19 protein-coding genes and 2 riboswitches are annotated in these 25,779 nt (G+C 47.7%); of the genes, 7 read left to right on the top strand and 12 right to left on the bottom strand.

Translation table 11 applies throughout. The annotated features are described in order from the left end of the window. Nucleotides 1-489: 489 nt before the first annotated feature. The 5 genes from ASD40_RS14945 to ASD40_RS14930 all read right to left on the bottom strand — a co-directional run bounded on the left by ASD40_RS14945 (nucleotide 490) and on the right by ASD40_RS14930 (nucleotide 6,000). Nucleotides 490-1,671 carry an MGDG synthase family glycosyltransferase gene (locus tag ASD40_RS14945; protein WP_057304036.1) on the bottom strand — a complete coding sequence of 394 codons (1,182 nt, stop codon included), beginning with the start codon at nucleotides 1,669-1,671 and terminating at the stop codon, nucleotides 490-492. Beyond that, a complete protein-coding gene (locus tag ASD40_RS14940) occupies nucleotides 1,668-2,342 on the bottom strand; it encodes a phosphatase PAP2 family protein (protein ID WP_156390020.1) in 675 nt (224 codons plus the stop codon). The genes ASD40_RS14945 and ASD40_RS14940 overlap by 4 nt, the downstream gene beginning before the upstream one ends. A 220-nt stretch (nucleotides 2,343-2,562) precedes the next feature. Beyond that, nucleotides 2,563-3,099: a hypothetical protein gene (locus ASD40_RS14935; RefSeq protein ID WP_057304035.1), complete on the bottom strand. Its 537-nt coding sequence runs from the start codon at nucleotides 3,097-3,099 to the stop codon at nucleotides 2,563-2,565. Nucleotides 3,100-3,129: 30 nt separating this feature from the next. After that, nucleotides 3,130-3,279, bottom strand: a complete 150-nt coding sequence (locus ASD40_RS37200) for a hypothetical protein (protein ID WP_156390018.1) — start codon at nucleotides 3,277-3,279, stop codon at nucleotides 3,130-3,132. Nucleotides 3,280-3,324: 45 nt separating this feature from the next. After that, a complete protein-coding gene (locus ASD40_RS14930; protein ID WP_057304034.1) occupies nucleotides 3,325-6,000 on the bottom strand; it encodes a YhgE/Pip domain-containing protein in 2,676 nt (891 codons plus the stop codon). Nucleotides 6,001-6,574: 574 nt separating this feature from the next. Here ASD40_RS14930 and ASD40_RS14925 point away from each other — a divergent pair. From ASD40_RS14925 to ASD40_RS14900, 6 genes are all read left to right on the top strand, one after another. After that, complete coding sequence (locus tag ASD40_RS14925) at nucleotides 6,575-7,855, top strand: amidohydrolase family protein (RefSeq protein ID WP_057304033.1); 1,281 nt, start codon at nucleotides 6,575-6,577, stop codon at nucleotides 7,853-7,855. Next, the gene (locus ASD40_RS14920; RefSeq protein WP_057304032.1) at nucleotides 7,846-9,438 is read left to right on the top strand and encodes a PucR family transcriptional regulator; all 1,593 of its coding nucleotides are present in this window, start codon (nucleotides 7,846-7,848) and stop codon (nucleotides 9,436-9,438) included. The genes ASD40_RS14925 and ASD40_RS14920 overlap by 10 nt, the downstream gene beginning before the upstream one ends. A 34-nt stretch (nucleotides 9,439-9,472) precedes the next feature. Beyond that, on the top strand, nucleotides 9,473-10,636 hold the full coding sequence (locus ASD40_RS14915) for an amidohydrolase family protein (protein WP_057304031.1): 1,164 nt from the start codon (nucleotides 9,473-9,475) through the stop codon (nucleotides 10,634-10,636). A gap of 48 nt (nucleotides 10,637-10,684) precedes the next feature. Next, on the top strand, nucleotides 10,685-11,794 hold the full coding sequence (locus ASD40_RS14910) for an ABC transporter substrate-binding protein (RefSeq protein ID WP_057304030.1): 1,110 nt from the start codon (nucleotides 10,685-10,687) through the stop codon (nucleotides 11,792-11,794). Nucleotides 11,795-12,077: 283 nt separating this feature from the next. Continuing rightward, nucleotides 12,078-12,359 carry an ArsR/SmtB family transcription factor gene (locus ASD40_RS14905; protein WP_057304029.1) on the top strand — a complete coding sequence of 94 codons (282 nt, stop codon included), beginning with the start codon at nucleotides 12,078-12,080 and terminating at the stop codon, nucleotides 12,357-12,359. A gap of 129 nt (nucleotides 12,360-12,488) precedes the next feature. Beyond that, nucleotides 12,489-13,685, top strand: a complete 1,197-nt coding sequence (locus ASD40_RS14900) for an MFS transporter (RefSeq protein WP_057304028.1) — start codon at nucleotides 12,489-12,491, stop codon at nucleotides 13,683-13,685. Nucleotides 13,686-13,748: 63 nt separating this feature from the next. Here the strand turns inward: ASD40_RS14900 and ASD40_RS14895 are convergent, their stop codons facing one another. The 5 genes from ASD40_RS14895 to ASD40_RS14870 all read right to left on the bottom strand — a co-directional run bounded on the left by ASD40_RS14895 (nucleotide 13,749) and on the right by ASD40_RS14870 (nucleotide 22,382). Next, on the bottom strand, nucleotides 13,749-14,678 hold the full coding sequence (locus ASD40_RS14895; protein WP_057304027.1) for a nucleoside hydrolase: 930 nt from the start codon (nucleotides 14,676-14,678) through the stop codon (nucleotides 13,749-13,751). Between the two features lie 639 nt (nucleotides 14,679-15,317). Then, entirely contained in the window at nucleotides 15,318-17,141 is a 1,824-nt protein-coding gene (atzF, locus tag ASD40_RS14885) for an allophanate hydrolase (protein WP_057304242.1), read from the bottom strand. Between the two features lie 186 nt (nucleotides 17,142-17,327). Further along, nucleotides 17,328-20,948, bottom strand: coding sequence for an urea carboxylase (gene uca, locus ASD40_RS14880; RefSeq protein ID WP_057304025.1), 3,621 nt, complete (start codon nucleotides 20,946-20,948; stop codon nucleotides 17,328-17,330). Nucleotides 20,949-21,005: 57 nt separating this feature from the next. Further along, nucleotides 21,006-21,659: an urea amidolyase associated protein UAAP2 gene (locus ASD40_RS14875; protein ID WP_057304024.1), complete on the bottom strand. Its 654-nt coding sequence runs from the start codon at nucleotides 21,657-21,659 to the stop codon at nucleotides 21,006-21,008. Continuing rightward, nucleotides 21,660-22,382 (bottom strand): urea amidolyase associated protein UAAP1, encoded by a 723-nt coding sequence (locus ASD40_RS14870; protein WP_057304023.1) that lies wholly within the window; start codon nucleotides 22,380-22,382, stop codon nucleotides 21,660-21,662. It abuts the gene before it with no gap. 70 nt (nucleotides 22,383-22,452) lie between these two features. After that, nucleotides 22,453-22,551: riboswitch (guanidine-I (ykkC/yxkD leader) on the bottom strand. A 191-nt stretch (nucleotides 22,552-22,742) separates the two neighbouring features. Next, nucleotides 22,743-22,845: riboswitch (guanidine-I (ykkC/yxkD leader) on the top strand. Nucleotides 22,846-22,937: 92 nt separating this feature from the next. Between ASD40_RS14870 and ASD40_RS14865 the strand changes: the two genes are divergently transcribed. After that, on the top strand, nucleotides 22,938-24,287 hold the full coding sequence (locus tag ASD40_RS14865) for an APC family permease (protein ID WP_057304022.1): 1,350 nt from the start codon (nucleotides 22,938-22,940) through the stop codon (nucleotides 24,285-24,287). A gap of 97 nt (nucleotides 24,288-24,384) precedes the next feature. Here the strand turns inward: ASD40_RS14865 and ASD40_RS37195 are convergent, their stop codons facing one another. Then, a complete protein-coding gene (locus ASD40_RS37195; RefSeq protein ID WP_156390016.1) occupies nucleotides 24,385-24,540 on the bottom strand; it encodes a hypothetical protein in 156 nt (51 codons plus the stop codon). An 80-nt stretch (nucleotides 24,541-24,620) separates the two neighbouring features. Next, nucleotides 24,621-24,725, bottom strand: coding sequence for a 23S rRNA (pseudouridine(1915)-N(3))-methyltransferase RlmH (locus tag ASD40_RS38605; RefSeq protein ID WP_235549265.1), 105 nt, complete (start codon nucleotides 24,723-24,725; stop codon nucleotides 24,621-24,623). Nucleotides 24,726-25,779: the final 1,054 nt, after the last annotated feature.

Raw genomic sequence — 25,779 nt, 5'->3', positions numbered from 1 at the left:
TGGCCTTTCGCCGGACGTGGCGCTGGCCACGGTGCTGGCCACGGCATTAGCCTTGGCGCCAGTCATGGTTCCGGCCATGCTCTCGGCCGTGGTGCCGGCCACGGTACTGGCCTTGGCGCCAGTCATGGTTCCGGCCATGGTCCCGGCCGTGGGGCTGGCCTTGTCGCCGACCGTGGTACTGGCAATGGCGCGACCTCGTGGCTGGCCACGGTCCGGCGCGAAGCGCAAGTAGCAGCAGCAGTCAGAGGCCGTCCATTTTCACTGAGTTCCCCACTTACATTGACAACAACAACTTGTCAAGTAAATCCCCCATCTACAGATTTAAGTCTGAAAAATCTCCACACTCCCCATATTGACACCAAACTTGACAACAAAAAAGCACCTGTACATTTTGAACCAAAGTACGGTGCTTTTCGAAGGGGAAAAAGAGGGACAAAGGGACTCCCAAAACAATACTAACTTTACATTCGTTGTTGATGGCCCAATGGATCACACATTTGCATAGGCTAGCTGCAGACCATCTAGCGCAGGGATGAAATGATGGTGAGTATCCAATATCGCATTCAGCGTGTGAAGAGCATCTGGGTTCTGCTGACTAAGCTTTGCATTTTTCTTAAGTCTCACGAGCAAAGACTGGTTGGCGATAACCTCAAGCAATTGTCTTTTCAGCTCCACGGCATTCTTTACTTCAATCGCAGCTCCAAGGCCAACAAGAAATGCCGCATTATCCTGCTCTTGACCAGGTATCGGCTTGTACAGCATCATCGGTAGCTCGAGTGCGAGCGCCTCGGATACGGTAAGTCCTCCCGGCTTCGTCACAATCAGATCGGATAAAGCCATCAGCTCGTGGACATGATCCACGAATCCTGTGACCATCACGCGATGACGTGTTTTCTCGCCGCCCAGCTCCTCTTCTAGCTGCTGCTTCAGCTTCTCGTTGCGTCCGCATACGAATACAAACTGCACCGGCACCGCCAAATCATCTGATTGCAGCACAGACTTGAACTGCTTGCCAATCAAACCATGCCCGCCGCCCATTACCAGTACAGTAGGCATGTCACGATGCAATCCATGCTTATCACGGAGCTCATTACGATCATACGTTTGCGTGAAAGGCCTTCGAATCGGAATACCCGTAACCATAATACGCTGTTCCGGAATCCGGTAACGCAGAAGCGATTGCTTCACATGCTCGGCACCAACCAGATAACGATCCGTACCGGGATGAACCCAGTAACTGTGATCAGTATAATCGGTCATCACTGTCACAGTAGGCACCGTAGTCAGTCCATTACATTTTAAGTACGACATCGCCGCGGCCGCTCCTGGAAAGGTGCACACCACTTCCGTCGGCTCCTCTTCGTCCAGCAGTTCCAGCATCCTATCGGTGCTGAACGATTTCATCTTTTTGAACATATGGGACAATGTATTATCCTCTCGCGTCTTGCGGTACAAATACCCGTAAACTGAAGGCAGACTTTTCACCCACTGCATATAGCAGTATTTGCCCACCGAATGCAGGTAAGGATGCGTCCACTCTAGGAAATCAACCACTTTCACGTCTACATCCGGTTTATAAAACCGTGCAGCTTCCAGAATCGCTTGCGCTGCTTTATTATGCCCGTCCCCTAGGCTGCCTGTTAGGATTAATAGTTTGTCCCTACGTTTCATCTTCTAAGTCCCCCTTCTAACTTTCGCTGCTGCGTATTCACAGCCACCGAATCTTTCAACAAACTAATTCTAAAACGTTCCACAACGTACACGACACCCTCTGAAATCAGTACAGCACCTACGATATCCAGAAGAACATGCTGCTTTACGAGCAGCGTCGATACAATAATGAGCAGTGACATGCTCGTAACAGCTATTTTGTAGGACCAAGATATAGTTGTTGATCTTAAATAGGCTTTCATCATTAAATACGAAGTTAACACATGCGTACTTGGAAAACAGTTAAACGGTTGATCTGATCGATACACCCACTGTACCATCCGCAGCAGCCAATCGCTTCCGGTTAGCTCCGGCCGAGGAACAGTCGTCTGATATATAGCATATACCCCATAGCACAGGAGAAGACCCATTATGAACTGAAAAAGTGTTTTATAGTACATGCTGCGATCCTTATAAGCCAAATATAGGAACCCAACCAACAGAAACCCATACCAAGACAGGTAAGGTATAACGAAGCTCTTCATAAACGGAATTTGCCGATCCAAATCAGTAACTAAGCTGTAAGCCACCCCGTCCGCCTGATTCAGATGAATGTAGATGAGACCCACTAGGGGGATCAATAGCAAGCCGCTGCAAGCCATTATATACGACCACCACGAAGTTTTTTTCACATCAATTCCTCGCTCTCCTTTACGTTATCTTCATTATAAAAGAGATCCACTAACTTCTTAACGCACTAAGGTACTGTCTTTCGTTAGCCAAAGGTCGCGAAAAAACCTAGACCAAAGTCTAAGTTCTATTTTTGCAAAAAGGAAACATGCACAGAAAAGACCTGTGACTATGCACAAGTCTGAAAAGGCTAGTGAAGCAAGTAAATGCTTATTTATTTCTCTAAAATCGCTTCCTATAACGTAGAATTCTATATAAGATTGCCCCGATCAAACCAACAAAGATGGCGATGATAATCCAGCGATTGGACGTAGGGTCTCCTATGGAAGTAACAGATTCTGCTGTACCTTTAGCCTCTTTCAAGGGGACCTCTTTATCTTTCAAATAGTCGAGCTCTTTGGATGCGTCGACTAGCTTCTTGGATGGGGCGCAAAGCGGGTTTACCCATTCATCCCCTTTCTTTTTTAGAAAAAAGAGATAGTTTACACCCTTCTCACTTGGCCCATTAAGTGATCCCCATGTGATGTCTTCGCCCACTTTTATTGTATGTTCCTCAATACCTTTATAGCTTTTTACGACGGTTAATTGAATTTGATTACTCTCCTTTTTGCGAACTACACCCTCAACATGCCCAATAATTACACCGTCATATTGGTCATAAGCCTGATCCATCGATGGCATTTGCGCACAGGATAGCGCATAGGTATTTGCGGGAAATAGAAACACAAGAAGAACAATCCATATGATTAATTTATTCATACTAACACCGCCTTTTAACTAAAGACGAGTTCAATTGGTAATTGTTTCAAAATGATCCTCTTGTATTTGTTTAGATGAGGGAGCGGTCTTCGTAACCTTGCCTAAATCAATGTCAAACAACTCTATATTTGGAGGGGTGGCATGCAAAATTGCACCCGCCAGTAATAATGTTTTCAGCAAAAGCTCCCCCCTCCCCTTAGCCTAGTGCAAGCCGTCTAACTATCTTCAAGAAATCAGCTTCGTCTGCTTCGCTTTTTCCGCAACTTTCTGAGTATAGCCACTGAGCGGCTTTTTCAGCGCCAGAGCAATGACGTAGCAAATCGCAATGAACACGCAGAGGTAGAACACATCCCTAAGCACCACGGAGAGCAGCATGCCTCCAACCGCCTCGCGCATGACACCTACCGCATAAGTGAACGGTACGAGCGGGTTAAGCTTTTGGAAAAAAGGCGATGCTGTGCTAACCGGAAAAGTTCCTCCAGAGCTGGAAAACTGAAGCACAAGGAAGATGATCGCAATTCCTTTGCCAATGTTCCCGAATACGGAGACTAATGTATACGTGATGGTTATGAACACTTTGCTGATGAGAATGGCAAAGATAATGAACCAAAACTTATCCACAACATATGTGCCCAGGAGATATATATCGCCGAGCGTGACGATGATGGCTTGGAGACATCCAACCGTCAGGAAGATGAGCATACGTCCAAAGTAGATATGGTGCGGCTTTAGCAGGCCGTCCGGGTTATCCACATCTACTCGCATCATCGAAACAAGCAGCATAGCGCCTACCCAAAGGGATAGCGTTGTATAAAAGGGCGACATCGCCGACCCATAGTTCGGAATAGGGAAGCGCCTATCTTCTTTAATTAGCACAGGATTCGCGAGGAAATCGCTTTGCTTCTGAATATCATTTTGCAGCAGTCGCAGAATTTCTTCGATGCTGCCCCCGCCTTCTACCTTACGGATTTGATCCGCAGCCTTGCGGACTGCCACCTCAAATGCTGGCAGATCGTTGCGCACAAGGTTGGCCGCTAAATGAACGGCACTCTCGACCTCCGGAAATTTCGTCTGGTACAGATCGGACAATTTACGGATTTCATCCTCAGCTGCCGGCAAATCATTGCGCACAAAGTCTGCTGCCTCATGCAGCTTTTGCTCGACTTTGGGAAGATCATTGCGAACGAACGGCGCGGCTTCATTGATCGCGTTGGTGAACTCGTTCATTTTGGTCTGAAGGGTCGTCGACGCTTCATGTACCTTCGCGCGGATATTCGGCAGATCCTTTTGCAGCATATCGAGCTGAGCTTGTGCGAAATGAATGCCGCTCTGGGCGTCCACTAAGATCTCTTTGATGTTCGGCAATTGGGACTGCAGTGTTTGCAGCACAGCAGCTGAATTTTGGGCAATAGATTTCATCTGATCCAGTGCTTTGGTGATGTTAGGAACAATTTCCGAGTCATAGCGCGACAAGATATTGCCTAATGCGCTGCTCGCCTCTTTGGACAATGTGTTCAAATTATCCACAAGGTCTTTCGCAGGCTTCTCCCCGCGCTGAATGGCCGATTGGATCTTACTTAACGTTTGAAGTTGGTTATTGAACTTGGTTTTAACATTGTTCAAACGGTCTATGGAATCTGTAAGCGGGCCATTCGGTAAGTAAGTGTTCAAACGCGTAAGTAGGTCAACTGTTCGGTCGATGACCGCCGCGCCCGCAGTAAGGCGATCCGTGAGCAGCCCTATAGCAGCCAAAGCTTTCTGCGGGTCAAGATTAGCATCCTGGAGCAAGCCAGTAAGCTGAGTTACCGCATCGGCAGTCTGCTGAAGCAAGATCAAATTCTGCTTCACGACAGGGATAAGCGCTTGGAACGCCGCATCATTATTTTGTAAAAAGCTGGCCAATTGGGTTGCAAACGCACCACCTTGCGCAGCAATGGCCTCTATTTTAGGCAGAGTATTTAGCGCCGCGGTAACAATTTCGTCCGCCTTGCGTGATTTATCAATCGCTGTGTTTAGAGCCTCTTCGACTTTGCCGAAGTTCTGATCCAGTTCTGCGATACGGTCAGCGGCCCGCTGGATCTCCGGCAGTTTCTGCTGAATGACCAGTACTTCTTGCGCAGCAGATTCAATCTTTGGCCATCGCTCTTCAATTTTTAGAATCGTATCTCCGGCCCGATCTATTTCGGGAATCCGTTTCTCGAGCTCAACGATTTTCTGCCCCTTCTCTTTGATTTCGGGCAGCTTCTGCTCAATCTCAAGCGCCTTATCTCCCATAGCCGTAATCTCCGGCAAGCGCTTTTCCAACTCAAAGATCCTTGACTCCATATTCCGAATTGTCGGCAGCTCTTTCTCCAAATCGATACCGAGCTCTTTCATTCGCGTCAATACAGACGTGCTCACCGTTTTAATAAAATTTTCGCTGATTTGCGCAGTCACACTGGAAGCGCCTTTGCTCGTAATTTTGGGCGCAACCGCATTGATTTTCTCATTTACTGTATATAAAATCTCTGGCTTTTCCATCGATCCATCCACAATACTCGTTATTTTTCGCGAAAAATCGTCCGGAATGATCAAACTTGCGTAATAATCCCCTCGCTCAACACCGTTCAGAGCCTTCTGCTCGTTAACAAACGTCCAACCCAGGGAATGATTATTTTTCAAATTATCCACAACTTCATTACCGATATTAATGGATTTATCCTCGACAACTGCCCCTTGGTCTTTGCTTGTTACAGCAATTTTGATACCAGACGTATTGGCATAGGGATCCCACATCGCCTCTAGATTAATCCAGGCATACACAGACGGTAAAATGGATAGTGCAATCATAAGAAAAAGACCTGTGGGCACTTTCCACAAGTTCCTAAGATCCGTTAAATAAATGCTCAAAATTTTCTTCATAATACCTCCACAACTTTTTAACCATATGGTAGTTAATGTAACCTTGCACCTAAGTTACCATACACCTACTTGCCATACAAGGGAAAAGCATCCAAGAAAATACCCTGAATCCGCTCAATAGCGTCAATCTGCAGGAGTTCTTCTCCGTGTTAGAAGCCGTCTTAGCTGTGGGTAACTTGTCCTGTGGATATGTGCATAGAATGTCTGATTTATTATACACAGCCTGCTCTGTGGACATGTTGATATTGTGGGTAACTTTGTGGATAAGTTAGAAACGATCAGCATGGAGTCGTAAAAAGAGGGACAAAGAAATGAGGTCAGCTTGTAGGTTGGAAAGCTGACGGTTTGAAGAACAGAATTCCCGTAAGATCTATTTTAAAAACGAGAAAAGAGGAAGGTTATGTGAGTTATTCCTACATTTAAATTTACATAATCACAATTTTAGAACTTAATTTATTAAAATACACAATTATCCTGACATTAAATTGACTCGTTTTACATAACAGACCTATAATTCACTTAACAAATCATTTTAAATGTTAGATTAATTAACACAGTCACGAGGTGAAGCGGCATGGAGCCAGATTTGATCATCCAAGGTTTCTCTAATCCTCATTTCAGCACATTCATGGATGTCGGTATTCAAGCGGGAAGGATTGTTTTCCTGAGTGAGCATCAGCCTGACTCCTACAGCGGAGGAAACATCATAGAAGCCCACGGACGCGTACTACTTCCTGGATTCATAGAATCGCACATCCATCTGGATAAAGCTTTTTTGTTAAATCAAATGAAAGATGAAGCCCTCACGATACAGCAAGCCATGGCATCGACCTTGGAGCTAAAACGCACGTTCACGAAAGAAGGTATCGAGACACGTTCTGTACAAGTTATTCAACAAGCGATAGCTCACGGCGTAACACACATGCGTTGTCATGTAGAGATTGACCCTATCGTTAACCTCATCGGCCTCGAAGTCATGTTGGAGCTGAAAGAGCGTTATCAAGACGCCCTAACCTTACAGATCGTCGCTTTTCCTCAAGAAGGTATCATTAAACAGCCAGGTACAGAAGAACTGTTGAGAACAGCCTTACAGCATGGAGCCGATGTGGTCGGCGGCATTACGTACCAAGATCCGGATCTCGAACAGCATCTGAGTATTGTTTTCAACTTAGCCCATACCTTCAATAAGCCTCTGGATTTACACGTGGATTTCTCCGACGACCCGCAGATGCTGGCGATTCTCACGATCATTCGAATGACGCACGAGTACGGTATGCAGGGGCGCGTCAGCGTTGGACATCTCACATCTCTAGGATCCCTCCCTTACGAGCAAGCCAAAGAAATTTGCAGGTCAATTGCAGATGCCGGTATTCACGTCATGTGTTTGCCAGCAACGGATCTCTATTTAAACGGCCGAGGTGACGACCATCGCCCCCGCCGCGGATTAACTCCTGTCTCCTTACTATTAGAGCAAGGCGCTAATGTAATCTTTGGAAGCAATAATATTCAAAATCCTTTCACCCCCTTCGGTACCGCGGACCCCCTGGATACAGGACTACTTCTCGCCCAAACCGCCTATATGGGTTCCAAACAGGACGTGATCACGATCGCCCAGATGGCAACAACTCGCGCCGCACAAGCCCTTTTGATCGATGATTATGGCTTAAAAGTTGGCGCATACGCAGATCTTGTCTTATGTGATGCATTTGACCTACGAAGTGTTGTCTACGAACGCGCCCCGAGGCGGTACGTTTGGAAGAAAGGCAAGCTGGTCGCTTCCACTGTGAAGCAAACAACCTTCTACCATGAGAATGCGGCTCTTGATGAAAGAAAGGCGGGGTCCCGATGCATCTGACCGTCGAAGAAGCGCTAACGATTCACCCGTTATCTCACGCGAAGCTGGTCGCTGGACAGAAAGGCGTGTCCCGGATTTTAAGATCCGTCAACGTTATGGATGCTCCCGATGCTGGCGATTGGGTCAAGTCTGGTGAAATGCTGTTTACCACCGCCTTCGCCATGAAAGACCATCTGGAAGTTGCTTTAACGCTATTACGCATGTTAGACGAGCGTGGCGGTGCAGGCCTCGGCATCAAGGTAGGCCGCTACTGGTCTCAGATTCCACAGGAATTATTCGATGAAGCGAATCGATTAGATATCCCCATTCTTGAGCTGCCGTATGAATTCACCTTTTCCGACCAAATGGATGCACTCTTCAATGCTGAACACACCAAAACGACCAAAAAACTGCAAAACGTCCTAGAAAAACAAAAGCAGCTCATGCAGTTTGCACTGCGACATAAAGAATCATCGGATATTTTTCATATGATCTCGGGTATTCTGGGGCAGCCCATTGCTGTGTTCGGGCACAGCGGAAATGTCTTATTTCACAACACCTCGTGGGCGGAAGAAATCCTGCTGCATCAGTGGCCATGGCACAAAAGCGTGCAATGGGAAGGCTTCGGAGATACGCGGTGCTTTCGCATTCCTTTGATGGACCCTCTAGGCTGCACCGGTTTTTTCAAGGTATATCTGAATTCTCCGCTCACGCTCAAAGAAGAGGAAGCCTTATTTCACCAAGCGGCCGAAATATTAACGTATCATCTTGGTTTGGATATTCAAAAAGGCAAAGATCCCTCACGGCAGCATGCGCTTAGTCAAGTGTTTACGGACTTTTTCGGGAGAGAGCTTTCCTTTCATGATTTTACGAAAAGCTGCAAGAGCTATCACCTCAGTGTGCTTTCCAGCACTTATCAGTGTGTGTTCACAACAGTCGCACCCGAGCATCCAACTGCCAAAAGGCTGTTGAATGAAGTACGTCAGGAGCTCATTTATCACCCCATGATGCAGCATTATGAGTCTGAGCACCTCTATATCGCCGATGGGCTGCTTTCGATTTTCGCCTTACCAGAGGAGCAGTTGTTCCATAAGAAAGAATTTATCACCGCCCTTACAACCTGCCTATCTAGTTTGACAACAAGAACTTCCGCTTCAGGCTTGAATTGCTGGGTTAGTCGAGCTAAGGTTCATCCGGAGCTGGTGTACGACGCCTATAAGGAATGTCTGGAAACTAGCCGCGTGGCCCACAGGCTGCGGATGAACCAAACCGTTTTGCATCATGAATCTATCGAGCTCTTCTCTTTGTTCCAGCACCTTTCTGAGGAAGCGATGCGCAGCTACTATAATTACGTACTAGAGCCCATCTACGGTAATAACAAACATATTGATCAGGAGCTGGCATTAACCCTCGAGGTGTATCTCGAATATGACGGTTCCATCAATGAAACAAGCCGGCTTTTATTCATTCATCGCAATACAGTCTCTTATCGACTTGAGAAAATCGCTGACATCCTGCAGATGGATTTCAAAAAAATGAGTGACGTACTGCGCTTAAAGTTGGCCTTTCTTTTCCGAAACTATTTGCAAACTAGTAAGCACTAGCAGAGTTGGAGCTAGGATGAAAGGAGCAGCATACATGGGGCAGTGGTTAAGTAACGTTCATGTTAACGGAGGCCTGCACGACATCTATTTGGACCAAGGCATAATTACCCAAATCGTTCCCGGGTCAAGCGATTGGGAGAAGATTACCTGGGACGCGCAAGGGATGCTGATGCTGCCTACTTTTAAAGATTATCATGTGCATTTGGACAAAGCTTTCCCGGATCAAGAGTGGATATCACGACGCAAGGTCGATTCATTATTCAAGCAGTTTCAAATGGAAAAGGATCTGCTAGCTCCTATGAAAAGCGGGCAGAAAGAGCGTGCTCGAACGATTTTACAGCAAATGCTGGCCTTCGGAACTACACGGCTTCGCGTCCACGTCGACATCGATCCCGAGATTGGCCTAACGCATTTAGAGATGGTTCGGGGGCTGCAGGAGGAGTTCAAAAGCAGGATGGATATAGAAATCGTCGCTTTCCCTCAGCAAGGATTAATCCGTTCACAGTCGGTTAGCCTCATCAAGCAAGCTCTCGAAGAAGGGGCATCTATCGTCGGGGGCGTTGACCCCGCAGGCGTTGACCGGGATATCGAAGCCTGCTTGAACGCCATATTCGAGCTATGTGTTGCTTATGACGCGGAAGCCGATATTCACTTGCACGACCCCGGGCATCTGGGTCTGTTCACCTTAGAGCGCATTATGGACTACACCGAGCAAAGCAGTAAAAGCGGCAAAGTCGCGGTCAGTCACGCATATTGCCTAGGCCAAGTGTCAGAAGCTGAATCCTTGGCGATTGCTGAGCGGCTAGCCGCGTTGGACATTGCCATTATCACCAGCGTCCCTATCGATTCAGCGATGCCCCGCGTAGTGCAATTAACCTCGCAAGGCGTTAGAGTCTTCGTCGGCTCCGACCATACCGGTTTGGATGCTTGGACACCCTTCGGCTTTACCGACCAGCTTGCGAGAGGCCGAAGAATGGCGGATATGAACCGCTGGAATGACGATGAGCGGCTGCGTTCCGTTTATCCTTACTTAGGTTCCACGGCAGCAGCTTTCCAGATAGGAGACCCTGCAGATTTCATATTGCTTGATGCGATAAATGCTGAGCACGCGATAGCTGCCGCCCCTCCACGCGAGATCGTCAGCGTTCGAGGCGTGCCAGTTGCCGGGAGACAGCTGGAGAGTGCTTGGAAGATTTAAAGGTGACTTTAAGAGTGAAAATAACCGAGAGAGAATGGGGAGATTTCAATGAAATTACTGGGGACAACAAAGGTTAGTACAGCCGCCATCGCCATGGTCATCCTTCTCACAGCTTGCGGAACGAGCAATAAAGCTTCAACAGCTGGTTCAACTTCAACGGCAACAACAAGTACAACAGCCAGCACAAGTTCAACGACCACAACTACAGCAACATCAACCGGCGGAACTGTGCCAGCAGAGGGCTCCAAGGCCACAACAGCTTCTAAGCAACCAGATAAAGTCACCCAAGCGATGAGCTGGTTCGCACAGCCGGAAATGGGCGGACACTATGCAGCGCAAGTCGCACATTTCTATGAGAAAGCAGGCCTAGATGTCACCCTGCAGCAAGGCGGGCCACAAGTATCCAACATTCAACTAGTCGCTTCGGGTAAGGTGCAATTCGCCATGGCTAATGCCGACGAAGTCGTACTGGCACGCAAAGAAGGCATACCAGTTAAAGTGATTTATGCCAACTTGCAGACCAATCCACAGAACCTCATCTACCACAAAGACTCCGGTATTAAGAAAATCGAAGACTTGAACGGGCGCAAAGTGTACACAGCTGTAGGTTTCCCATTCTGGCAATACATCAGCTACAAATATAAACTCGATAAAGTCCAAGTTCAAAATTACACTGGCTCCCTCGCCGGCTTTAGCGCAGATAAAGACTCCATCACGCAAGGCTTTGCTACCAATGAACCTTACGTCCTGAAAAAGCAAGGTGTCGACGTCGCTTGGTTCCTCAATGCCGACCTTGGCTACAACCCCTACGGCAACGTCGTCATAGCAACCGATGACTTCATCAAAAAGAATCCAGATTTGATCAAAAGATACTTAAAAGCAACAACCGAGGGCTGGGACTACTATTATGCTCATGCTGATGAAGTGAACAATGCACTCAACGGAGTAAACAAAGATTACGACGTGGAACACTTGAAGGATGCGCAAGCTGTTGCGAAAGATTTTATCTTCGGCGGTGATGCCAAAACTCACAGCGTCGGCTATATGTCCGAAGATCGTTGGAAAACACTCGTAAGCCAGATGAAAGAAGCCGGCATGATTAAGGATGACATCCCTGTCAAGGATTTATATACGAATGAGTTTTTGATGGCTAAGTAGTATTGGAAAATGGCTTCTCAGCCTACCTTTCCCGCGCGCAGGCCCGTTCCATTACTTTAGGCTCGGTTTCCGAGCCTATTTCTGTTCACACAAATTGAAAGCTCGGTTTCAAGCACTTTCACGCACAAGCTGCTTCTCAGTCTATTCTTTCTCGTTGCAGTGCATGACGGCACAAGCCCACAGCGCTGGCCGCAAGGCAAAACGCGCAGGTATTTACTTTTACAGAGAGGCATGATATTCTTATTTCGATAATTATAGAAACAACAGAAAGGAGAAATCTACGATGGTTGATGTCAGTTTGGAAGCCAAGCAAGCGGTGAAAGTTCATAAAGCGTTAGGCGAACCTACTCGCTACAAAATTTTCGAGATCCTGATCAAAGAAAGTAATTTATGCCCCGCAGAACTTGAAAACCGCTTGGAATCAGTGGCCTTATCCACACTGTCTCATCATTTGAAGCAATTAACAGACTGCGGGCTGCTTAACTCCCAAAAAAAAGGAACTTTCGTATACTTCACCGTGAATTGGGAAAACGCTAAAAAATTCGTACCTTATTTGCTTGATTAATTTTTTCGCTTTATATTTCTACATATTTAGAAATATAAAAATATCTACTCACAACAGTGCAAATATATTTTTTGATTCATATTCCAATGAATCTAGAAATATAAAAATATAAACGAAAGAGGTTTCAAAATGTCAAAAACATGGAAAATTTACATCTTAGCACTCCTTAGTTTTTTAGTCGGAACATCAGAGTTCATTATAGCGGGAATTCTGGATAAAATATCGAGCTCGATGGATATTTCATTAGTGGCTGCAGGTCAACTGATTACCGTTTTCTCACTCGTTTATGCGGTCGGCACTCCGATCATCATGGCCTTAACCTCAGGCTGGGACCGGCGTAAGCTGCTCCTCTATGCGCTTGGTTTGTTCGTCATTGCTAATGGATTAGCCTTTGTCATGCCGGGATTCGGACTGTTCGTCAGTGCTCGAGTCTTGATGGCTCTTGGAGCCGGGGTCGTCGTTGTTACCTCATTGAGTATCGCGGCCATGATTGCTCCTCAAGGAAGACAGGCCAGTGCGATCGCAACTGTCATTATGGGCTTCACTGCCTCTTTGATCGTCGGGGTCCCGCTGGGCAGAATGGTTGCCGCTTCATATGATTGGAAAATGGTGTTTGGCGGAATCGGCGCCCTGGGCCTAGTAGCAATAATCGTTATCGCCCTAACTATTCCTTCCTTACAGGGAGAGGCGGCTATACCGCTGCGCAAACAATTGGCTCTGTTGAAAAATCCAAAAATAGCTATGGCCTTGTCGGTTAGTTTCTTTTGGCTGGGCGGCTATTCAATTGCGTATACGTACATTTCACCCTATCTTTTAACGATTACCGGTATGGGTGAGAAAACGCTAAGTACCGCCTTGTTTGCATTCGGTATAGCGAGCCTTATCGGCTCCAAGCTCGGGGGCTACAGCACGGATCGATGGGGAGTTAAGCGAACGTTAACATCGGGTATGCTGTTGCATGTCATCACCCTTATTTTGTTAACTTTGGCCGCACACTCATCAAGCGTCGTATTTCCTTTGCTCATCTTGTGGTCCTTCGCCGCTTGGTCGTCCGGGCCTACGCAGCAATATAATTTAGTTACATTAGCCCCTGAATCCTCAGGCATTATGCTCAGTCTTAACAGCTCAGTTATGCAGCTTGCCATGGCAGCCGGCGCCGGCGTTGGCGGCGTCGTAGTTGGACAGATATCTTTGGCGTCCGTCACTTGGATCGGAGCGATCGGTGTCGGGATTGCTATGGTCCTTACAATCCTATCTTTTAGAAGATCAAGCGTAGGAAGCAAGGCTACTGCTGAATCTTCAGTTGAGCCGTTGCAAAGAGCATAAGAAATATCTAAAGGCAGCTTTAGAAAAGGAAAAAGGATAATCAAGCCCTTATGGAGCTATTGATTATCCTTTTTCCTCTGTCATGTTAGTCATAAAATCCCAATAAAACTGTCTATAGTCCAAATCTAGCGCTATCGTAATTGTATTCGGCTGGGCGGTGGCATTGGGTCGAAAATCGGCAACGCTTTGCCCCCTCGTGATCCCTTCTTGGGTAACAACATGAACCGGTCGACTCGTCCACTGGAACATATGTCGATTAACAAGAGCCATCATGGGAAGTAAGTCATGCGTCGGGGCACCTTGAAGTTGGGGCATAGATGTCTTATAAAAATCGTAATAAACATCAAAAATTGGTTTGAAGAGGGGCACTTTTCCTACCCTGTTGATTGAATCACTCATATTTTGCGTCACAATAGCCTTATGTGTCACATTTAACGGAAACAAGGCAATAGGTCCGCCGCGCCTCATGACAAGATCAGCTGCGACTGGGTCCCCGGCAAAATTTGCTTCAGCCACTGGCGTAACGTTGCCCGGAACAAGAAAGGCACCACCCATGATATAATATCCTTTCACTTTCTTCATCAAGTCCCCATACAGCATAATTGCCATTGCAAGAGAAGTCAGTCGCCCGGTATCGACAATGATGAGCTCGCCACCATATCGTTCTAGGATGGATTTAACGATTCCAAAATTTTGCCCCTCCGAAGTAAATGGAGGAACAATCGAACCGAGCCCATGCGTCCCGTGGACTTTGGTAATATAAGTCGGAGATTCACCTGTCATTGGCCGTTCCGCCCCTTTAATAACCGGCACATCATTCAGTCCCAATAAATTGAGAAGAAAGTGTGCATTCTGGACGGCATCCTCGACTGGAACATTCCCGTAGCTGCAAACAATTCCGACAATGTTTATTGTTTTCGTAAAGCTAGCATACATAAGAGCGACAGCGTCATCGACCCCCATATCGGAGAAAAACAATACGTTTTTTATCATTGCATCCCCCTTCGAACTCATAACATCCTTTCTATTTTATGAACGCGGTTTATACAACATGCGATATGTTCTAATTCAAGCACACAAGGAACATAGAGACGCTATTTACCTGAATTATGTTCTAATTCAAGCACATGAGGAACGTAGAGACGCTATTTACCTGAATTATGCTCTAATTCAATCACATGAGGAACGTAGAGACGCTATTTACCTGAATTATGTTCTAATTCAAGCACATGAGGAACGTAGAGACGTTATTTACCTGAATTATGTTCTAATTCAAGCACATGAGGAACGTAGTGACGCTATTTACCTGAATTATGTTCTAATTCAAGCACATAAGGAACGTAGTGACGCTATTTACCTGAATTATGTTCTAATTCAAGCACATGAGGAACGTAGTGACGCTATTCCGTTGTTTTTAGCTTCAAATAGCTCAAATTCCATCGAATAACGCCCCCACGTTCCGCTAATTCAATTTTTAGCTCATTTCATCCACTTTAGCGGATTGTCGTTCCGTTAAGAACAACTCTGCCCCAAAAGGACCTCCCCTAAATGGGGAAGTCCTCATGGATACGTGTTGGCATTCACTTCAGAGTCGTACCAAAAACTCAGCAGCAGGCAGGCGCAACCCGCCTGTCACAAAGGCACCACTTTGCGCCACGAGCGCAAAGCTGTTACATCTTCCGCGCCTGCGGCCGCGTAAGCTTCGCAAACGAAGCCTGGGACTTCCGTGCCGTCCCGGAGCTCAACCTTCCCGATCCCCAGCGGAGCTGGGATCGCTGCCGCAAAGCCGCCGAATGCCTCCAGCGGCATTTCCCAAACCTCCAGCAGGATGGCTGCGCCGCCCTGCTGCTGTTTCACCAGCCCCGGCTTCGCCGGCGTGGTTGGCAGCTTCACAAGGCTGTACTTCGCTGCGGTCTCATCCTCACGGATGAACCGCGCTCCACAGCCTAGCATTTGCTTCTCCAGCGGATAGCCGCGCATGTGTAAGCCACAGACCGCGACCAGCGTCGTCGGCGCCGCTGCCACGGCAACCTCTTCCGCCGCCGAGCCCGCAACACACGGCGTACTCACTTCAGCAGCCGATTCCAGTTCGGCGTCAACAGCACCCGCCACGAACTGCTCGGCTGCGCCGCAGATCAAGCTCTCCTCTTCAGCAAGCGCGAAGAACGTGATGCCAAAAGGCGTCTGCGCTGCCGCATCACCCGCCGGCACAGCAACCCCGCACAAATCAAGCAGATTGCAATGATTTGTGTAGCGTCCCATATCCCGATTCGTGCTAATCGGGTCAGCTAGCACTTGCTCGCGCGTCCATGTCCCCCCGCAGGTAGGCATGACAAGCACGGCATCCTTCAGCAGTTTGCGAGCTTCCAGCTTGAACTGCTGCAGCTTATGCATCGCATGGAACACAGATGCAGCATCGTACTCGGCAGCGGAGCCCGAGCGGAGGATCCTTTCCGTGACGGGGTACGCGATGCCCGGATTCGCTTCGATGAAGCTGCCCAAGGCCGCCCATCGCTCGGCCACCCATGGGCCTTCATACAGAATTGCCGCCGCTTCGGCGAACAACGTAACATCAATATATTCAACCGGGATGTTCAATTCGACACTTAATCCCTTTAATCTCTCAACAGCAGCATCCCATGCATCTCGGTATTCCGAAGCATACGGACCATAAAAGCCTAACTCTCCTTCCGGAAGAAAAACTTTGGCCGGAAGCTTAGCCGCTTCCCTTGTTACACTGCGTGACCAAGGGTCATCCGCGTGAAGCCCGCGCACTGCGCCGTCTACGGCGAGCGCGTCATCCAAGCTGTGCGCGAAGACAGTTACACAGTCTAAACTCGCACAGGCAGGCACAACCCCTTTGGTTGGCCATGCGCCGAGACTCGGCTTATAGCCAACCAATCGATTGAGAGCAGCAGGCACGCGTCCCGAGCCTGCCGTGTCTGTGCCAAGCGAGAACGCGGCTTGGCCGCGAGCGACCGAGACGGCTGAGCCGGAGCTCGAGCCGCCGCTGATCAATTCCGGGCGAAGCGCGTTATGCGCGTCACCGTAAGGACTTCTCGCGCCGACAAGCCCTGTCGCGAATTGGTCCAAGTTCGTCTTACCGACCGGAATCGCTCCTGCGGCAATCAATCTTTCCACGACGCCCGAGTGCTCCGCTGGCGTATATGCATACTCCGCGCAGCCAGCTGTCGTCGGCACCCCAGCCAGATCAATATTATCCTTGATCGCAAAAGGAATTCCCCACAGCGGCGCATCCGCCATAGAAACCGATTTTAATCTTTCCAAATAAGGCTGAATGACATCCATCGTCGGCGGTGTAATCCAGATATTCATACCCGCATCATCCGAAGAGCGCTGCACTATGGCCGCTATCACTTCTTGCGGAGTCAATTCTTGATTCTCATACTTTCCCCGAAGCCAAGAGATACTTAACTCCTCTGGCACTTCAACCATCTTTATCTTTCCATTACTCTCATTCTTTCTGTTTTTTCCATTCTTTTCATTCATCTCGTTCTTTTCGTTCTTCTCATTCTTCTCATTCTTTCCATTCTTCCCATTATTTCCATTCTTTCCGTTCATCTCATTCAGATCGATCTTTTCCACCTTGTTCGTCTCAGTCATCTACAGACACCTCTCTCCTTAAGCAGATTGTGCAATACCGAGAATCAACTGTCCTGCATGAACTTGATCTCCAGGCTTCACTTGAATCATAGAAACAAATCCATCACAAGGCGCATGCTGCGGGAACTCCATTTTCATACTTTCCAGAATTGCCAGTTGATCGCCCTTCTTCACTTGTTCACCCTGAGATACAAGAAGTTTCCACACGCTTCCCGGCATAATGCCGCGTACAGCAACAGTCCCTGCCGGCAGCTCATCCTCTGGTCCTTCATTGACAGTCTCCTGTTCGGATACGTACTCAGCCAATCCCTTCGCCTTCCAGCTCTCCCGCTCTTCTTTAAAAGCCATTTGCTGCTGCTTACGGAAAGTTTCCGTACTCTCTTCGATGGAGCTTAAGAATTGCAAATATTCTCCTAAATCAAAGGTCGTTTCTTGAATATCTGCTTCATATCGGCCTCTTGGGAAGTCTTCACGTAATTGAAGCAATTCCTCAGCGCTGACCTCGTAGAATTGGATTTGATCAAAAAACCTTAACAACCAAGGTTTACCCGCCTTGAAGCTTTCCGTTGAGCGCAGGCGATTCCACATTTGAATGGTACGCCCTACGAATTGATAACCGCCCGGGCCCTCCATCCCATACACACACATGTAAGCACCGCCGATACCAACGGCATTTTCCGGTGTCCATGTTCGTGCAGGGTTATATTTCGTTGTGACTAGGCGATGACGCGGGTCGACAGGCGTGGCTACAGGAGCCCCCAAATATACGTCACCTAATCCAAGCACCAAATAATTAGCGTCATAAACAATCTTTTTAACATCATCAATTGTATCTAATCCATTAATGCGCTGAATGAATTCTAGATTACTCGGACACCAAGGCGCATCTGGTCGCACCCCTTGTTGATAACGCTGAATCGCCAGCTGTGTCGCCGGGTCATCCCAAGAAAGCGGTAAACGAACAATACGCGATGGTACACGGAACTCTTCCAATGGAGGCAACGCTGCGTCAATCTCAACAACTTTCTTACACGCTTCACTTACCGTTATTCGCGAAGGGTCGATATGAATTTGCAAGGATCGAATCCCCGGCGTTAAATCCAACACCGGAATCGAACCGCTCTCCACAATCGCTTGCATCAAAGCCTGTACTTGGAAACGCAGCAACAAATCCAGCTCAAGCTCGCCATACTCAACGAGTAAATTCTGATCGCCGCAGCAGCGGATCGTAATTGGAAATCTGCGATTTGCTGCTTCATGGAAAAGACGCGGATATTCCGGCGTAATCTCTTCATTAGTATCAGGAAGCTGTACAAATACCAGCCACCCGAAATCTCCCTCACCAATCGTACGCAAATTGCTTTCCTGCAGATCGCGCAAGGCTTCTGCTTCTGGAAGTGTCAGCAAGTGGAATCGAATTGTATCACCCGGATGAAGCTGACCCAGCTTCCAAAATTCAGCCGAAGCCGTCGTCACCGGACACACGAAACCGCCAAGACTCGGGCCATCAGGTCCAAGAAGAATAGGCATATCCCCAGTCAAATCCAGCGTACCGACAGCATACGCATTATCGTGAATATTGGATGGATGAAGCCCCGCTTCCCCGCCATCTTCACGCGTCCACAGCGGAGCAGGCCCTTTCAAACGAACCCCTGTCCTTGAGGAGTTAAAATGAACTTCCCAGCTCGTTTCCGTCAATTGATCCAAGTACTCCGCATGTAAAAACTCACCTGTACAATGAGGTCCAGGGATCACACCGATCGTCCACTCTCGCGTCATCACAGGACGATGCTCCAGAGCAAGCTCTGCCGCCTCTTGAACTGGACTTCCGCCTTCATTCACACCCAGCACATCTCCCGTACGCAGCGCTCGACCGCCATGACCACCGAAGCCGCCCAATGTAAACGTGGAGGAGCTGCCGAGAATTTTCGGCATATCCAAGCCGCCGCCGATAAGAAGATAAGTACGCATACCTTCTTTCGCCTCGCCAAAGTTCAGCACTTGACCGCGAGCCGCAAACACCGGCTTATACGTTACAATAGCCGTTCCATCCAGCTCCGCTTGCATATCTGCGCCAGTGACGCAGAACCACATGTCGCTGCGGAACTTATAAGAACCTCCGCGCAGCGTCATTTCCAATCCACAGGCATCGTCATTGTTGCCAAGCAGCTTGTTACCGATGCGGAACGATAGCGGATCCATCGGCCCGCAAGGAGGTACACCTACGTCCCAATGGCGGATGCGGCCCGGAAAGTCCTGAACGGTGGTTTGGATCCCGCCGTCTACAACTTCCAGAGCCCGTTCCACGGGCTCGAACGTATTCAACAATTGCGTGAAGACGTTCCCGTCTACGCAGTCTTTCTCTTGCAGAAGAGCCTGCAGATACTGCAGATTCGTTGTAATTCCATACATGCGCGTTCCCGCCAGCGCTTCGATCAATTTACGAATGGCGTCCAAACGGTCTACACCGTGGACAATAATTTTAGCCAGCATCGGATCGTATAGCGTCGTTACTGTCAACCCGTCCCGAACCCATGTCTCATTCCTTGCTTTATCAGAGAATACAGCCCGATCCAACTGCCCTGCACTCGGACGAAACTGCTGGAGGCAGTCCTCCGCGTAAATCCGCGCTTGAATGCTGTGCCCTACCGGCTTACGGATAAGCGATTGAATATCCTTCAGCTCATTCGCTGCTTCAAGCACCATCCACTCGACAAGATCAATACCCAGCACTTCTTCCGTCACACCGTGCTCAACCTGTAATCTGGTGTTGACCTCAAGGAAGTAAAACTCACACGTCTCCGGATCATAAAGATATTCCACGGTACCCGCACTTCGATAGCCTACTTCAGCAGCAAGACTCTTCGCCGAGGCGAACATCGCCTCACGCACTTCATCCGACAGATTCGGAGCCGGGCTTTCTTCAATGACCTTCTGGTTACGACGCTGAATGGAACAATCCCGCTCACCGAGCGTAACGACTTCACCGAAGTCATTTCCGAAAATTTGCACCTCAACGTGACGTGCTCTTGCGATATATTTTTCAAGAAACATGCCTCCGTTTTTGAAATTCGTCTCCGCCAAATGGCGAACGCCATCATAAGCGGCTCTTAAAGTAGCCTCATCTGCGCAGACACGCATCCCAATGCCACCGCCACCTGCTGTGCTTTTGAGAATAACAGGGTAACCAATACGCGCAGCTTCAACTAATGCCTCATCCAGTTCTGTAATCAACGGTGTTCCGGGCAGCATCGGTACGCCGGCTCTTTCAGCGATTTCCCGCGCAGAATGCTTGAGTCCGAACATTTCCATTTGCTCAGGTGTAGGGCCGATAAACACAATGCCATTCTCTCGGCAAGCACGAGCGAAGTCGGCATTTTCACTCAGAAAGCCGTAACCGGGATGAATCGCTTGCGCACCGGTTTCCAGCGCTGTTTTCAAAATCAACTCTGTATTCAAATAGCTTTCCTTCGCCGGTCCTTCACCGATCAGAACAGCTTCTTCCGCACCATCCACATGTAAACTATCTTGATCTGCCCCCGTATATACAGCAACGGATGCAACCCCGAGCTTGCGTAAAGCACGCTCAATGCGCACAGCGATAGCCCCACGATTTGCAATCAGCACTTTAGTAAACATCGTATCCACACCCCTTCGAATTTCGTAGACCTTCTATCTCCTCTTAAGCAAAGGAACTTACTTCTCCCAAATAAGAACCTGAATCGGCGTCGGATTATAAGCATTACAAGGATTATTAAGCTGCGGACAATTGCTGATAAGCACCATAGAGCTGCCTAGCGACTGGACCTCTACATAGCAGCCCGGAGCGGAAACACCATCATCGAACTTCAATCCACCATCCGGCGTGACGGGTACATTCATAAAGAAGTTAATATTTGGCGCCAAATCCCGCTTCGTATACGCTCCGCTTTCATGCTGAGCAAGTTGAAGCATAAACGTATCCCGACAATTATGCATCGAAAGCTTGTCGTGCGAGTAGCGCACCGTGTTGCTTTGAGCCGAGCACGAACCCCCGACCGTATCATGACGCCCGCAGGTGTCGGCTACGATTTTGAGCAATGCCTTACCGGATTCTGCTCGGAGGACAGAGCCTGTGCTGAGATAAATATTGCTTTGACCTGCAATCGTCGCGACCGCACTATAATGATCTTCCGGATTCCCCGCATCATAAAACAGCGTGTCTGCCGCCTGATTCCCTTCCAGATCGACAATGCGCAGCACTTGCCCAGGCTTCAAAACACGCATCCAGCCGTCTCCCGCTTGAATAATTTCGCTATAGATGGCATCCTCGGCGAGGCGAGGGCTTTCCACTCGATTAAAAACAGCCATTTAAATTCCTCCTAACAGCGTGTGATATTCCCATGTATTTTCAAAAGCTCGGCGATTTTCTGGGCGATAATTCAAGCAATAATCATCTTCACCCACAGGAGCTGCAGCTAGCACTTCAATCTTGACAGGTACAGATGGATACGGTGTTCTTGGGTCAAGCGGGTTAGGCGTGTTCGATAAAACAAGCAAGGAATCTAATTCCGTACGCAGCGTAACCGTCGCTCCTGCAGGGCAATGAGCAGCACTAAAATGCATATCCCCATTGTCATCACAAAACACTTTGGAAAATAAATTCACAACCGGCATCATATCGCGCATGCTAAGGCCATTACGTACCAGCTCTATCGCGAAGTTCTCTTGCCCGCTGCGCAGCCACTCATTCCGCTGCTCTTGGAAATTCGTCGTTCCGTATTTGGCATCCGTAGCTGCACGGCTTGTGTATCCAGTAAGCGGATCATGCCAACCGATACTGTCCTCTACGATGCTCACTAACGCTCGGCCATTGTCACTCATCAGCACGTTCCCACGCGTCAAATGGGCTGTATGCTGGGCTTTCAGCGTATCCGGCATATTGTAGCGCTCCGTAAGATCCTTCGCGTGGAACACTTGTATAGACACATTCGCGCCCGCCTCCAGCGCCGTAAAACGAATCAACTTCCCTCTACCAATCGCTCCTGACCACTTGCCGCCCGGCCCTATTGTCTTACTCCAAATGTTGTCCATGCTACCCATCTCCTTTGCCATGTCGTTAAACAAAAAGGGAGACATCACAAGACTCAAATGTCTTGGTGATATCTCCCAGGTTTTTATCCTTCCGTGGCGCCCTTATACAAGAGCGGTTTACTCTCGGACCAGCCCGGTTATAACCGGCGGAACCCTAGTAAACAATCGTATTCGTTTGTGTTACTAAACATAACATCGTTGATGATATGTGTCAATAACTTCTAGATTAATTCCTTGTTTTATCAAAAATACTTCTCATGAGATTAACTATGTGTTATATTAACTTACACATAAAACTAATATCTAACACGATCAAGTAAAACGCCAATTTCACTAATAGGTAAGTAATGATTTATCACATACATGGTTTTCTAGGGTTCCGCGAGCGCAAGCAGCTCGGTCTGGACCAAGAGAAAACGCACAGCTAACCCTGTGTTCACGGAGGGATAAAAGCCCGGGAGGATATCTGTTTCATAGATATCTCCTTGGCTTTTTTGCATATACGCCCCGCCCGGGACGATCACCAGAAAACAAGGATAAGGGAGTGTCAACATCATGAAATCAGAAGTCACACTGCGCAAATCTTTAAACCTGTCTCAAGTCGTTTACATGGGGCTGGCATGGATGACGCCTATGATTTATTTCTCTATCTATGGCATTGCTTATGAGAATGCACACGGCATGCTGACGCAAGCTTACCTGCTTGCTTTCATTGCCATCTTCTTCACCTCGTATAGCTATGGTGTCATGTCCAAGTCTTTTCCCACATCAGGCTCAGCTTACACCTATACGAAGAAAAGCATCCATCCCTACTTAGGTTTCCTAGTCGGCTGGGCCCTTCTTCTTGACTACTTCTTCTCCCCCATCATTGCCTGCCTTACCTTCGGCATCTATCTTCACGCACAATTCCCGTCCATTCCGGCGTATGTCTGGATCATTGGGCTCAATATCGTCCTCGGCGTCGTAAATATTATTGGCATTAAGTTTTCTGCCAATATCAGCAAGCTGTTCGTCTGGATTCAGATCCTTTTTATCGCGGTTTTCTGTTTTTTCCTTTTCCGAAATATCACCGGAGATGTCCACCCGCTGCAGCCATTCCTGCAGACGGAAGTCCCCTTCTCCACCATTCTTGCCGGAGCTTCGATGATCTGCTTCTCATTTCTGGGCTTTGACACGGTCACGACCATGTCGGAAGAAACCAAAAACTCCGAGAAAACGATCCCTCGGGCCATTATGATCATCATCATTGCAGCCAGTATTCTATACTTGGTGCCGTCTTTCCTGACACAGCTGGTTTATCCACATTTAGCCTTCGTCGATATCGATTCGGCTGGTTTCGAGATCGTGAAGCTCGTCGGCGGAGCCGCGCTTAGCTCTGTGTTCATCACCGTGCTTATACTCGCTATTTTCACCCAAGGCTTATCATCGGTAACTAGCGTTTCTCGTCTTCTCTTTGTGATGGGACGCGATTCCATTCTCCCTAAACGAGTGTTCGGTTCCCTTCATCCTAAGTTCAACACACCTGTTACCAACATCGTGATCGTCAGCGTCGTCTCTCTGCTCGCTCTTGTTATATCGCTAGACAATGCTGTGAAATTCGTGAATTTCGGGGCATTGACAGCCTTCTTCTTTGTAAACATCTCCGTTATTGCTCAAAAATACATCAAAGACAAGCAGCGCTCGCCAAAGCAAACCTTCTTTTTTCTCATTATGCCGTTGATCGGAGCCGGTTTCATTGGCTATCTACTGTCTCTGCTCGACAAAGATGCCCTATGGATGGGAGGCGTTTGGCTCCTCGCGGGGATTATGTATCATTTGATTCGAAAGCGTTCGGAACGCATGTTATCGGCGTCAAACAGGCCTATCATCACGGGAAGCAGCCGTCCTTCCGGGTCTTTGGAATAAAATAAAAAATGACTGTCAGAAAAGATCATCCTGACGGTCATTTTTAGTTTAACGCGCGTTTGCAATTTTGTATTCATATCCTTGTTTCGATACAATTTTATCCAAACAAACTGCCTTGCTTATTGTATGGTCCATCGCTATTATCCGCATCACTCGATAAGCCTGCCCCACCAGCACCAATCGCATCAGTTGGTGCGGCAGTATCCGCACATGGCTCAGCAGCTCGCTCAATAACTAGCGAGCCGCCGATCACGAAGGCCAGCTGCTAGCCCTACTTCACACGCACCTCTGCACGGCTCATGCTCTCCGATGCCTTATCGTCCGGAACCTCTATCATCTGCATCTGGCATACGGCCCAAGGCGCTTCACATACTCCGCGATCCCGTCCACGAGATAGCGCTCCATCAATTTCCTTACAGTTAATACCTGTATATGCATAACCAACAATCCCCCTTCATTTACTCCATTGGATAAAAAACAATCAAATCGAGCTCATTCACCTTATTTGCCCGATTTCATTGGAGTCAATCCAACAGAATGCTCTAAAAATCAGCTCTTCTGAGCTATTTCCACATATTCCACTGTATAAATCCAATGAAACTAACCCCAACCGCCGATGTCATCTGACATCATTGGATATCATCCAATCAAATCCCTCAAGTTGAGGTATTTCAACCTTTCTCTCAACTCAAATAAAGGTAAGCTTCGCTTACCCCAAAAACATATAAATTCTTATTTGTGAAAAAAGGGTTGTCCCATTTGTAGCTGTAGCTACTTTTGAGACAACCTTTTTTGAACACATTAAGAAGTGAAGCCACCGCTAGTAGGGAATGGATTGTTGTGGGTGTTAGCTTTAGTGCTGGTGCTGGTGCTGGTGTTTGGTATTTAATGTTTGGTGTTTGATGTTTGATGTTTGGTATTTGGTATTTAGTGTTTGGTGTTTGGTGTTTGGTGTTTGGTATTTAGTATTTAGTATTTAGTATTTCGTGTTTAATGTTTGGTGTTTGGTGTTTGGTGTTTGGTGTTTGGTGTTTGGTGTTTGGTGTTTGGTGTTTGGTGTTTGGTGTTTGGTATTTGGTATTTGGTATTTAGTATTTAGTGTTTGGTGTTTGGTGTTTGGCGTTTGGTGTTTGGTGTTGATGAATGAGATTACGAATAAGCGAATTTTCATTCTGTGAGTAATTTTGTTTTCTATGTGAAAATCTTTACCCGGCTTAAATGAGCAAAAGTTGTACAACGTACAACAATTCTCGGCGGTTTCTTCTCATTAAGCTGTCGTTGTTGTATGTTGTACAACATTTTCCCCGTATTTCACCAAATTGAGCTAATTCCGGGAGAAATGTTGTATTTTCTGCAACAATTGATGTGATAACGCCGATTATCTTGCTTATTGTTGTACAATGTACAACTTCGCATGCCTGTAGCACACTTTACTTCGCTTGCCTGTATCGAACTTACTCAACCTTGATAGCCACTCTTGCACAAAAACTTC

Origin of the sequence: Paenibacillus sp. Root444D2, assembly GCF_001426375.1 — a bacterium.
Classification (GTDB): Bacteria; Bacillota; Bacilli; order Paenibacillales; family NBRC-103111; genus Paenibacillus_E.
This window is presented reverse-complemented; position numbering and strand designations above follow the sequence as displayed.